8 protein-coding genes are annotated in these 12162 nt (G+C 34.0%); 2 read left to right on the forward strand and 6 right to left on the reverse strand.

Going from position 1 to position 12162, the window contains the following annotated elements; translation table 11 throughout:
* The first annotated feature begins 120 nt into the window (after window positions 1-120).
* The gene (secDF, locus tag AABL87_RS16360; RefSeq protein WP_058699507.1) at window positions 121-3111 is read left to right on the forward strand and encodes a protein translocase subunit SecDF; all 2991 of its coding nucleotides are present in this window, start codon (window positions 121-123) and stop codon (window positions 3109-3111) included.
* Between the two features lie 109 nt (window positions 3112-3220).
* On the opposite strand, the gene AABL87_RS16365 is transcribed toward secDF, so the two are convergent.
* On the reverse strand, window positions 3221-5353 hold the full coding sequence (locus tag AABL87_RS16365) for a class I SAM-dependent methyltransferase (protein ID WP_071307297.1): 2133 nt from the start codon (window positions 5351-5353) through the stop codon (window positions 3221-3223).
* Between the two features lie 370 nt (window positions 5354-5723).
* Here AABL87_RS16365 and AABL87_RS16370 point away from each other — a divergent pair, with 370 nt between their 5' ends.
* Window positions 5724-5912 carry a DUF4177 domain-containing protein gene (locus tag AABL87_RS16370; protein ID WP_016649600.1) on the forward strand — a complete coding sequence of 63 codons (189 nt, stop codon included), beginning with the start codon at window positions 5724-5726 and terminating at the stop codon, window positions 5910-5912.
* 40 nt (window positions 5913-5952) lie between these two features.
* Here AABL87_RS16370 and lgt read toward each other — a convergent pair whose 3' ends face one another.
* The 5 genes from lgt to AABL87_RS16395 all read right to left on the reverse strand — a co-directional run bounded on the left by lgt (window position 5953) and on the right by AABL87_RS16395 (window position 11228).
* Window positions 5953-6885 (reverse strand): prolipoprotein diacylglyceryl transferase, encoded by a 933-nt coding sequence (gene lgt / locus AABL87_RS16375; RefSeq protein ID WP_006259274.1) that lies wholly within the window; start codon window positions 6883-6885, stop codon window positions 5953-5955.
* 161 nt (window positions 6886-7046) lie between these two features.
* Window positions 7047-7271 carry a membrane protein insertion efficiency factor YidD gene (gene yidD, locus AABL87_RS16380; protein WP_006259273.1) on the reverse strand — a complete coding sequence of 75 codons (225 nt, stop codon included), beginning with the start codon at window positions 7269-7271 and terminating at the stop codon, window positions 7047-7049.
* A gap of 199 nt (window positions 7272-7470) precedes the next feature.
* Window positions 7471-8949 carry a cysteine--tRNA ligase gene (cysS, locus tag AABL87_RS16385; protein WP_006263282.1) on the reverse strand — a complete coding sequence of 493 codons (1479 nt, stop codon included), beginning with the start codon at window positions 8947-8949 and terminating at the stop codon, window positions 7471-7473.
* 17 nt (window positions 8950-8966) lie between these two features.
* Window positions 8967-9638: a GTP cyclohydrolase I FolE gene (gene folE, locus AABL87_RS16390; protein ID WP_006259271.1), complete on the reverse strand. Its 672-nt coding sequence runs from the start codon at window positions 9636-9638 to the stop codon at window positions 8967-8969.
* A 573-nt stretch (window positions 9639-10211) separates the two neighbouring features.
* Window positions 10212-11228 carry a DUF6266 family protein gene (locus AABL87_RS16395; protein ID WP_071307299.1) on the reverse strand — a complete coding sequence of 339 codons (1017 nt, stop codon included), beginning with the start codon at window positions 11226-11228 and terminating at the stop codon, window positions 10212-10214.
* Window positions 11229-12162 lie beyond the last annotated feature (934 nt).

Here is a 12162-nt window from a genome sequence, read left to right on the forward strand (position 1 = left end):
ATATATGTAATAGAAAAAAGCTCTTTTTGCTGATATTCTTAGTCAAAGAATTGCTTAATCATTGTCTATATCATATATTTGCTCGTTTTAAAAAAAGTAAATAATTAATTTTTAGTAATAATGCAAAACAAAGGACTCGTTAAATTTTTTGCAATTATCTTTGCATTGGTAAGTATTTACCAACTGTCATTTACCTTTGTTACCAACCATTATGAGGATAAAGCGAAAGCTTTTGCTGGTGGAGATTCGACAAAAGAATTACAATACCTTGATTCAATTGGTAACCAAACGGTATTTTTAGGACAAACATTCAATGAAGTGAGAGCTAAGCAAATCAATAAAGGATTAGACTTAGAAGGAGGTATTAATGTTACGTTGCAAATATCAATCAAAGACATTTTAAAAGGTTTAGCTAATAATTCAAAGAACGCTACGTTTAATAAAGCGTTAGCAGAAGCTGAATCACAAAGACAAGGTAATCAAAGTTACTTAGATGCTTTTTACACTGCTTTTGATAAAGAATCAAAAGGGAATGTAAAATTAGCATCTGCAGATATTTTTGCAAACAGAAACTTAAGTGAGATTACTGTTGGAATGTCTGATAGCCAAGTAAAGTCTATCTTAGATAAAAAAGTAAAAGAATCTATAGAGAGTGCTTACCGTGTATTCAGAGAGCGTATCGACAAGTTCGGTGTTTCTCAGCCAAATATTCAAATGTTAGGGGATACAGGGCGTATCTTAGTTGAGCTTCCTGGAGCAAAAGACGTAGATCGTATTAAAAATTTATTACAAAGTACTGCTCAGTTAGAGTTTTGGGAAACTTATAAAGTAGATGAAATAGGAAACTATATCATGGCTGCTAATGAGTACTTAAAAACAACTGAAAAGCAAGCGAATCAAAAAGAGACTGCTACTGATAATACAACAACTAACTCAGATGTTGAAGCATTATTAGGTACTGTAGCAAAAGACTCTATGGGGAATGCAGCTAATAAAGAATTCAATCCTTTATTAGACTTATTCGCAATGGGTGGACAACAAGGAAGCCCAATCTTAGGATATTTCCAAACGAAAGATACAGTTAAAGTAAATGCTTATTTAAACAGAGCTGATGTACGTAACTTATTACCAGCAGATCAAAAATATGCTCGTTTTGCATGGGGTAAACCAAGTAAAAAAGCTCCTGATTTAGTTGAGTTATATGCTTTAAAAACAAATAGAGAAGGTATTCCTCCTTTAAGTGGAAGCGTTATTACTGGTGCTCAAGATGAGTATGATCAATTTAGCCGTCCTGTAGTAGGGATGACAATGAGTCCTAAGGGAGCTAAAGTATGGGAAGAGTTAACAGGAAAAGCTTATACAGAGCACTCTAATATTGCTATTGTATTAGATAATATCGTTTATTCAGCTCCAGGTGTTACTAGTGGACCTATCTCTGGTGGTAGATCATCTATCTCAGGGGACTTTACTGTTGCTGATGCAAAAGACTTAGCGAATATCTTACGTGCTGGTAAATTACCTGCAGGTGCAGATATCGTTCAATCTGAAATCGTAGGACCATCATTAGGACAACAAGCTATCGATGCTGGTATGTTATCTGCTGTGGCTGGTTTAATTATTGTTGCTGCTTGGATGGCATTCTACTACGGTAGAGCTGGATGGTATGCAAATATTGCTTTATTAGCTAACTTATTATTCTTATTTGGTATCCTTGCTAGTTTAGGTGCTGTATTGACATTACCAGGTATTGCAGGTATCGTATTAACGATGGGTACTGCAGTGGATGCGAATATTATTATTTCTGAACGAGCAAAAGAATGTTTGCGTAAGGGAATGAGTCTTGCAGATACGATTAAAGAATCTTATAGCTGGCATGGTGCTATGCGTCCAATTGTTGATGCTAACGTTACACATATCTTAACAGGGGTTATCTTATTCGCTTTTGGATCAGGACCTATTAAAGGATTTGCTACGACATTGTTAATCGGTATTGCTACTTCATTATTTACTTCAATCTTTATCGCTCGTATCTTTATGGATAGAGACGTTAAAGCTGGTAGAACTTTAGCATTCAGTACAAGTATTACTAAAAATTGGTTTACAAACTTCAACTTTGATTTCTTAAAAATGAAGAAAGCTACTTATGGTTTATCATTAATCATTGTAGTGGTTTCTTTTGCTTCATTTGCAATCAACGGATTTGACCAAGGAACTGACTTTGTAGGAGGTAGAACATTCCAAGTTAAGTTTGATAAAGAAGTTACAGCTAACGAAGTAAGTGATAAGCTAGGAGAAGTATTTGGTGTAAATGTTGAAGCGAAAGTATTCGGAAATAAACAACAGTTAAAACTTACTACTAAATATAAAGTAGAAGAAGAAGGTGCTGCAGTAGACCAAGAAGTAAACGAGAAGTTATACGAAGGGTTAAAAGGGTACTATTCATCTCCTATGACTTATGAAGAGTTCGTTAATGCTACAGAAGGAAAAACATTAGGAGTTATCCAAGCTTCTAAAGTTGGACCAAGTATGGCAAAAGACGTTAAACAGAATGCATATTGGGCTGTATTAGGGTCTATGGCTGCTATCTTTATTTACTTAGTTATTTCTTTTAGAAAATGGCAGTATTCATTAGGAGCTATTGTTTCTGTTGCGCACGACGTTATCTTTGTATTAGGTATTTACTCATTAACATATAAGTTTATGCCTTGGCATATGGAGATTGACCAGCACTTCATCGCTGCGATCTTAACTGTTATTGGTTATTCTATGAATGATACTGTAATTGTATTTGACCGTGTACGTGAGTACATCGCTGGTAAAACAAAAGGTGATTTCAATAAGATCGTTAATGATTCAGTAAATACTACATTATCTAGAACTATTAATACTTCGCTTACTTTAATCCTAGTATTATTAATCATGTTCGTATTCGGAGGTGATTCAATCAGAGGATTTATCTTTGCGATGTTAATCGGTATTATTGTAGGTACTTATTCTTCATTATTCTTAGCTACTCCAGTATTAGTGGATACTATGCCAAGAAAAGATAAAGAAGAAATCGAAAGAAGACATAGAGAAGCTCAAGAGGAAATGTTAGTTGAGAAAAACTAATTCTATCTTAGAACTTGTATTTATAAAAAAAGCCACTCCGCAAGGAGTGGCTTTTTTATTTTAGGACTAGTCAATGACTAGTGTTACTTAGGCTAGTAATCTAATAGTTTTATTGTTGACTATGATATAATCGACATAATGCTATTAAAAGATGAGTATCAACTATTTTGTCTAGATTATTCATCAGGTCATTTATTTTTATCCAATGTAGTGTATCAGTAGGCTGATCTAGATGGATAATATACGGATATACTTGTTCGGGCGTAATTCCTATACTAGGAAAGTACTTTTCTCCTAATTTAGAGTATCCAATTACATTGCTATTTCCAAATTTCAGGGTATTTAGATATTGTTCTAGGTCATAGTAGTTTCTTACCTCTTTAGATAGACGAAATGCTGGTACCGTTATAATCGTACTATTGTTAGTGAATATTTGGGGTACAGGAAGACTTCTAGTTTCTAAACCTATATAAAAGGCTCCATTGTTTTTAAATACAGGGAGAGTTATTACCGTATTAGTACTATAATGAGTAGGGGATACATATTCTAGTATCGCAGAGTCTTTATCAATACCTGTTGCTTCAAAAGAAGCTCTGTGTGTCTTTAAGAAACCAGCTTGACTGTCATTATGGATGTATTCTTTTGTATTTAACTGTAATAGTTTTTCTAAATCAGTTGCATGAATCTTCTCTACATTTTGTATAGCTGTTTTTTGTCCTAACCATTTAGGTAATGGTATAGCTAACTTTAAAAATAGATTATAGATATTCACTTCTAATCTAGCTTCTACTAATGCACCTGTTTGGGCAGTATTAAGGAGTTGTACAGCATCGTATTCATGTAAATAACCAGAATCTTTAAAGCCTGAATACCCTTCGTTTAATGGAGTATTTAATGAAATAGGTGAGTGTAGTTCTATGAATATAGAAGTTACCTTTTCATTGATACCACCAGGAGAGGTGTAGTAATTTAGGGAAGTACGAATCGTTTCATATTCCTCAGGTTTAATATTAAATCTGTTCTCTATTTCTGTTTTTATATTGTCTGTTTCAGCTATTGCAAGTCCTTCAGGTATATATCCACTGTATTGTTTACCATCTAAGATAGGACTATCTGCTTTGACATTTGCTAATGGACGAGGGTAACCATGTTTAGCGATTACCTTTAAGCCACTATCACTATTTCTATAAGGGATAATGTCAATTACTTTATTTGGTCGTTTTACAATATCATATAACCTATTTGTGTTTATATTTTTAAAGGTAGATAAGGTTAAGAATGGAGTGTCCTTTTTAGGTAAATGTCTAGTTAATTGTAATTGTTTTCCACCAGGGACTTTTTCTCCAACAATTAAGTAATTCGTAGGAGGAAAGCCTATTTCTTCTCCAGCTAAATTATAGATTGTAAAGTGGTCTTTATAGCGGTTATTAATGATCCATTGATTGTAGATAGGAGTAGATATAATGATTCGCAATCCCAGTTCCTTAAAGATTGTTTCAAATTCTTTTTGTGTATAATATCCATACTCTTCTTGCAATTCAATGTCCCAATTCGCATAATAATCTTTGCGACGAATAAACTCTACTACATCAGTATAAAATGCATGAAATCGCCTTGTATTAGGTTTTAGAGGCTCTAATTCTTCAATGGGAAAACCTTTTTCTTTAGCTAATGATCTGGCCGTTTGAGAAAATTGAATGAACAATTCTGCATCACTAGGATTACCTTCTTTAGTTAGAGTAGATAGTTCTAGTATAACTTCTTGTTGTTCTACTTTGACAAAATCGCGGATGACAAGCACTCCTTTATCTTTCAATAACTCTACTTGTCTGCGAAGTGTATTATATGCTCTGTTATTGTCATAGTCGTTATATGAAGTAATATGGTGAATGGCAGAACAATTAAAGAATCCACTAATTGTATTCTTTTCAAAAGTCAATAGTTTTTCGCCATCATCTTCTTGGAATGAGAGATTCGGAAGGTTATACGTTTCTTCAGCGATTTGAACCATTTTAGGATTGATATCAATACCTATTATTTGAAGTTTAGGAAATAGTTGAGCTAATATAGCTGTACTCGTCCCTGAGGCCATTCCTACATCTACTAATACATTTCCCTCTTTGGCCTCAAAGAACACACTTGCAGAAGCCACCTTCTCGATAGCTATCGTGTCCATTGCTTCTAAATATTGCTGGTAGTCTTTTTTATTTCCTCTATCCTGAGTCGTATAGTTCTTGTCCATTGAATGCCTTGTTTACATTCAGAAAAGTAGTGATTTTATCTGTGAAATTGTTCGTTAAAAAGAAAAGAATATCCAATAATATTGATGTTACTAACTAAAACATTTTTATCCTTAGTTAAAAATAGGGGACGTTAGAATCAGCCAAAACAATATAGAATTATTTCGAAGTGTGATGTTAAACCCACATTATGTATTAGCCAAATACTACAAAGCAATTCTACTTCATAGTTCTTTCATTAGCTCTAAAACTATACTATAGTATGTTTTTATCACTAATTCAGAGCTATTTTGTATAATTACTTTTCGTTTATATGTTTATTGCATAATCTGGGTTTAATTGATTATCTTAGAATGAACTAATTACAATATTATGAAACGATTTGAATATAAAACAATTGAAGTAGTGACTAGTGGATTCTTTGCAAAAATGGAAATGAAGGAGACCGATGATACACTAAATGATCTAGGAAGTCAAGGATGGGAGCTAGTGTCTACAGCTCCTTGTATTATGGGGAGTACAACACAAAGGATCTATTATACACTCAAGAGAGAAATATAAAAAAAGAGAGCTAATCAATCTAGATTAGCTCTCTGTATATTTATGATTCGTATACTCTATTCTTGGCAGTAACCCATAAGTAAATCCCTACGATGATAAATGGAATACTTAACCATTGTCCTGTTGATAAAATATTGCCTAGTTGATCTTCAAAACCTCCTTGACTTTCTTTCATATATTCTACTATAAATCTTACCATCCACAGTAGTACTAAGAACACTCCAAAGATATAACCTAACTTTTTGCGTGCATCTGTCTTCCAATACATATAGTAAACAATAATGAACACAAGTATATATCCAAATGCCTCATAAAGTTGAGTAGGGTGTTTAGCTACTACTAGGTTTAAAGCTTCTGCAAACTGTGGATTATGAGCTATCGCGTCATAAGCTTGGTTATAATCAGGAATTCCTGTAATCTCCATTGCTTCTCTAGGAGAGAATTTATCTCTTAAAAATCGAATACCTAAAGCATTTGTAGTTTCGTGTCCTATAATTTCTGAGTTAAAGAAGTTCCCTAAACGAACAAAAACTCCCCCTATTGCTACAGGGATGATTACTCTATCTAGTATCCAAAGTACAGGTTTTTGAATAATCTTTTTACTGTAAAAATACATAACAGTGATAATAGCAATAGCTGCACCATGACTTGCTAATCCACTAAAACCAACGATTTCAAACTTAGGTGTGAAACGCACTGGTGATATAATCTCAAATAAGTGATCTTTATAATAATCCCAATCGTAAAAGAATACATGCCCTAGACGAGCTCCTATTAAAGTTGCTAATACAGTATAGATAAATAATTTGTCTAGTTTCTCAACACTTAGTCCTTCGCGATCATATATCTTTTTCATTAAGAACCACCCTAAACCAAATGCGATTACAAACATAAGACTGTAATATCTCAGTTTAATAAATCCTAAATCCAACCCTTCTGATGGGTTCCAAATCATATGTAATGAATGTATCATAGTTTTTTATACTGTTAGATGATAAATGTATGAAATAATCTTTATTCTCAAAAGAGTAATTGTGGTTTACACCCAAGAGTACTTCATTGTTTTTTGTTTTCTATTTCAGTTACTAGCTCCCTGTTTTGTGTTCCTCAGTTCCTAGTTTACTTAAATAATAATTAAGGCACTGGATCATATCCTTTACCTCCCCATGGTCCACAACTAGCGATTCGCTTTATAGCTAACCAACCACCTTTAAAAAGTCCATGTTTTTTTAGTGCTTCTAAGGTGTATTGTGAGCAAGTAGGACTGTATCGACAAGCAGGAGGGAAGAATGGTGAAATAGCCAGCTGATAAAAACGGACTAATATTACAAATGGGAATATTAATATTTTCTTTAGCATAGTAACAGAAATATGAAAGTGTACAAATGTACGATGAGTTTAATTATAGTGCTAAAAGTAAGAAATTCTAGGTTAGAAATGAGTAGAAGGAATTAGTTTTAGCAAGACTATTTTATAATCACAAAAAATAAACTTAACTATTGTAGGTGAGGTATGTATAAAAAAAGAGGCTATTCATAGAATAACCTCTTTTGTGTATTTATAGAGAGAAAGAAGTACCTTCTTTACCATCTTTTAGTTGAATACCGATTTTAGCTAGTTCATCTCGAATGTGGTCTGACATTGCGAAATCTTTGTTTGCTCTAGCCTCGTTGCGCATTCCGATAAGCATATTGACTACACCTTCTAGTTTTTCGTTATTAGCACTTGCTGTTTCAGTGTTTTCTAAACCTAATACATCAAATACAAATGCGCTCATACTATTAATTAAAGTATCTAAATCTGTAGCCGAAATAGTCTCTTTATTATCCTTAATTAGGTTAATGAATTTAACTGCTTCAAATAAGTTTGCAATTAAAATCGGACTGTTAAAGTCGTCATTCATTGCATCATAGCACGATTGTCTCCATTTTGTGATATCAACAGAAGAGTTGCTAGAAGTTTTCAAATCTTTTAGAGATTTGATAGCTTCCATTAATCTTTGATATCCTCTTTCAGACGCTAAGATAGCATCATCAGAGAAGTCTAAGATACTTCTATAGTGCGCTTGTAAGATAAAGAACCTTGCTACAGCAGGAGCAAACCCTTTGCTAAGGATATTGTTCTCGCCAGAGAATAATTCATCAGGAAGAATGTTATTCCCTGTAGATTTAGCCATTTTCTTACCGTTTAGAGTAAGCATATTAGCATGCATCCAGTAGTTTACAGGTGAGTTACCTGTAGAAGCTTCATTCTGTGCAATCTCACACTCATGGTGAGGGAATTTTAAATCCATTCCACCTCCGTGTATATCGAAGTGCTTACCTAAGTATTTTGTACTCATAGCAGTACACTCTAGATGCCATCCAGGGAATCCATCTCCCCATGGTGAAGGCCATCTCATGATATGCTGAGGCTCTGCATTTTTCCAAAGTGCAAAGTCAAGTGGATTGCGTTTGTCAGATTGTCCATCTAAATCTCTTGTATTAGATAACATATCTTCTATCTTACGACCACTTAATATTCCATAGTTATGAGACTGATTGTATTTCTCTACATCGAAGTACACAGATCCATTCACCTCATAAGCAAAACCATTGTTGATGATCGCTTGTATGATTTCTATTTGCTCGATGATATGCCCAGTAGCCGTTGGTTCAATGCTAGGAGGTAGGTTATTGAACTGTTTTAGAATATTGTGAAAGTTCAAAGTATATTTCTGAACAATCTCCATTGGTTCTATCTGCTCAATACGCGCTCTTTTAGCGATTTTATCTTCTCCTTCATCTACATCGTCTACCATATGTCCTACGTCAGTAATATTACGAACGTAACGCACAGCATATCCTAAGTGTTTTAAATAACGATATACCAAGTCAAAAGATATAAAAGTACGACAGTTCCCAAGGTGTACATAGTTGTAGACTGTTGGTCCACATACATACATACCCACTTTACCCTCATGGATAGGTTTGAAAACTTCTTTCTCTCCAGTGATGGAGTTGTACATTTTTAATTGCTGTTCTTGATATAAAGGCATAATATAATTTGTAATGTTTAGAACTTAGTCTCTAATTGGATATAGTTTAAGAACTCTTTACGAACGTTCTCATCTTGGAATTTTCCTCCGAACTCAGCAGTTACAGTACTACTTTCGATATCGCGGATTCCTCTTGAGTTTACACATAAGTGTTTTGCATCGATGATACATGCCACATCTTCTGTGTTTAATACACGTTTTAATTCATTTACAATCTGAATAGTTAAACGCTCTTGTACCTGAGGTCTCTTTGCATAAAAATCAACGATACGGTTCATCTTAGAAAGACCTACTACAGTACCATTAGATATATACGCTACGTGAGCACGCCCAACGATAGGTAGTAAGTGATGTTCACAAGTAGAATAAACTACAATGTTCTTTTCTACCAACATCTCGTTGTATTTATATTTATTGTCAAATGTAGAAGCACTTGGCTTTTTAGCAGGATTTAATCCTCCAAACATCTCTTTCACAAACATTTTAGCTACACGGTTAGGTGTACCCTTAAGACTGTCATCTGTTAAGTCTAATCCTAAAGTGTTAAGAATGTTTTCTACATCTTTTTTTATCAATTCTATTTTTTCGTCATCTGTGCGGTCAAATGCATCACTTCTAAGTGGAGTTGCATCACTAGATGCGATGTGGTTGTCTCCCATTTCGTCGTGAAACTTTTCGTCTGTATTCATTCTATTTCTTTTTAATACATATTGTTATAACTCGCTACAAATATAAATAATAATTATAGATAAACTCTGACACTTATTTATAAATAATCTACCTCTAAGTGCTGGAATTAGTTAAAGTTTGTCACTTCTGATTTTTAAGGAGTAGGTGAGGAGAGAGATTGTAAAACCTCTATTAATAAAGAGTTCTAAATTAGAACAAGAAATCGAATCAATACAAAATCTAATTTATAGTAATTCAATATGATGTAACTTTAAAAATCATCGCTTATAAGTGACTTTATATATGTAAGTATGGTTTAAATAGCATCTGTTGATTTAGAAGATATTCGCTATTTAGACAATGTGTAAGTGCTTTTACCCCACATTACGCATTAGCCAAATACTATAAAGCAATTCTACTTCATAGTTCTTTCATTAGCTCTAAAACCATACTATAGTATGCTTTTATCACTAATTCAAACCTATTTTGTATAATTACTTTTCGTTTATATGTCTATTGCATAATCTGGGTTAAAACTAATTATATCCCATTAGATTTAAAGAATAACGTGCTGTGAATTAACCTTTGCTATTTCACTCTCTCTGTTCCTTTTCAGCCTTCAATGCTTCTAAGACAGACCGCGCTCCATAAATAATCTCTTCATGCGTATTATCTCTACTAGAAAACTCTCTTGACTTTATTTCTTTTATGATTTTCTTTCTGACTTGACGAATGAGTCCAGGCGGTAGTTCTTTTTTAGTTATGGACTCTTCTTCCATAAGTGGGATAGGAAGAGAGGATTCACTTACATTATCCGTTATAGGAACAAGTGTTCCCTCGTTTCCAGTCTCCATGTTATCTGTTTCTCTGTTCCCAGTTTCCTTATTCTCAGTTTCCCTGTTATCTGTTTCCCTGTTATCTGTTTCTCGGTTCCCTGTTCCCTCATATCCAGCCCCCTCAATATCCATTTCTAATGTTCCATGAAAGCAACTTGTACTATGTACATTACTGTCTTGTGCTTTCCACATACTCCACAGATAGACTTTCCCCTCTTGCCATTCCTTAGGTAAAGAGAAGTGAGTATATCTATCTTTGCGTTGCCCGATATTAGAGATGGTCGTGAATTTATCTAATTCTTCGTGATACGCCATAATCGTTAGTACGTCTGTATCTAGCGTCAGGGGATTGATCAGATGATTATCCCATTGTACTTTTAGCTTACCTGTTTTGAGTCTACTTATTTTCTTAATCACAGCAGGAGCAAGAGTTCCGATAGAGAGCAGCACCTTGTCTATTTGTACATATTGCTCTCCTTCATGTATTGCGATGCCTTGTTTCATCAGTCTAGAAATCATTTGTTCTTTTCCTGTCATCCATTTCTCTCCGTTGTAGACCGCAGGGCAATGCGCATTGACAAAATCCTTGAATTTACTAGCGAAGGTAGATACGAGACTCATCTTATCCCATTGTTTCAATTGTGCTTCAGTCGCTTTTTTACTTGATTTTAAGGGCTTAGCGCGGAGTATATTTCTTCCTCTCCACAGTACGCCCACTACGGTTCCTACTTTTCCTACTACAGCACCTAATATTCCTTCTTTGATTTCTGCCATGATTATCTCGTTTTTTGGTTATTACAAGATATAAAATACTGATATATGATTATTTAACTGTTCAAACAATCGATAAAAGAAGTTGTCCTAATGTACATCACACTTTATAAAAATGAGGACATGAAATGAAGAATATCAAAGCGAATGATTTCGCCTTCTATAGAGCTTATTTTTAATGCTGTATGATCATATTAAGTTTTCATAAAAGAAGAGTAGAAGAAGTATAAAAGGAGTATTATTGGGCAAAAGTTGCTTTAACCCCGTTATTGTCCTAGTATTCTCCAACTATTGTCCAAGGAAAGACTCTTGTAGTGTATTTTTACTGACCTTGTCAAGTAGTTGGTATAATTAGGATTTCTAATAAATAACTGATATACAACTTATAATGTTTTTGTGCAATTAAAAAAAATTAGAAAAAAGGAACCTTTTAGCAGGATTGGTTTTCTTCAAGAGGAGACAAGTGAAGGAAAGAAGAGAAATTAGAGAGGGTATTCTTATTTTTTGACTGTAATCAGAACGAAAAGAAGAAAAAGTGTTTTTAAGTTTTGGGGTAATTCTGTGAGGGTAGTGTATGTAATTATCTCACTAGTATTTCTCTATAGGATGAGATTCTTCGCAGGCTCAGAATGGACATTAGGAGTGGATGTATAGGATGGTATTCTTCGTAGACTCAGAATGATTACAACTGGAAATATTAATCATATAACACGGAATTACTAATCCGTTATTTATGTCACCCTGACGATAGGAAGGGTCTCACACGTAACTCTACAATCATGTAGGATGGGATTCTTCGCAAGCTCAGAATGATTACAACTGGAAATATTAATTGTTAATCATATAACACGGAACTACTAATCCGTTATCTATGTCACACTTACGATAGGAAGGGTCTCACACGTAACTCTACAATCATGTAGGATGGGATTCTTCG

Source organism: Myroides sp. C4067, assembly GCF_038039665.1.
GTDB lineage: Bacteria > Bacteroidota > Bacteroidia > Flavobacteriales > Flavobacteriaceae > Flavobacterium > Flavobacterium odoratimimum.

Excerpts from the sequence above, each read along its gene's own strand:
- secDF (WP_058699507.1), top strand. The coding sequence starts at position 121 with ATGCAAAACAAAGGACTCGTTAAATTTTTTGCAATTATCTTTGCATTG.
- AABL87_RS16365 (WP_071307297.1), bottom strand. The coding sequence starts at position 5,353 with ATGGACAAGAACTATACGACTCAGGATAGAGGAAATAAAAAAGACTAC.
- AABL87_RS16370 (WP_016649600.1), top strand. The coding sequence starts at position 5,724 with ATGAAACGATTTGAATATAAAACAATTGAAGTAGTGACTAGTGGATTC.
- lgt (WP_006259274.1), bottom strand. The coding sequence starts at position 6,885 with ATGATACATTCATTACATATGATTTGGAACCCATCAGAAGGGTTGGAT.
- yidD (WP_006259273.1), bottom strand. The coding sequence starts at position 7,271 with ATGCTAAAGAAAATATTAATATTCCCATTTGTAATATTAGTCCGTTTT.
- cysS (WP_006263282.1), bottom strand. The coding sequence starts at position 8,949 with ATGCCTTTATATCAAGAACAGCAATTAAAAATGTACAACTCCATCACT.
- folE (WP_006259271.1), bottom strand. The coding sequence starts at position 9,638 with ATGAATACAGACGAAAAGTTTCACGACGAAATGGGAGACAACCACATC.
- AABL87_RS16395 (WP_071307299.1), bottom strand. The coding sequence starts at position 11,228 with ATGGCAGAAATCAAAGAAGGAATATTAGGTGCTGTAGTAGGAAAAGTA.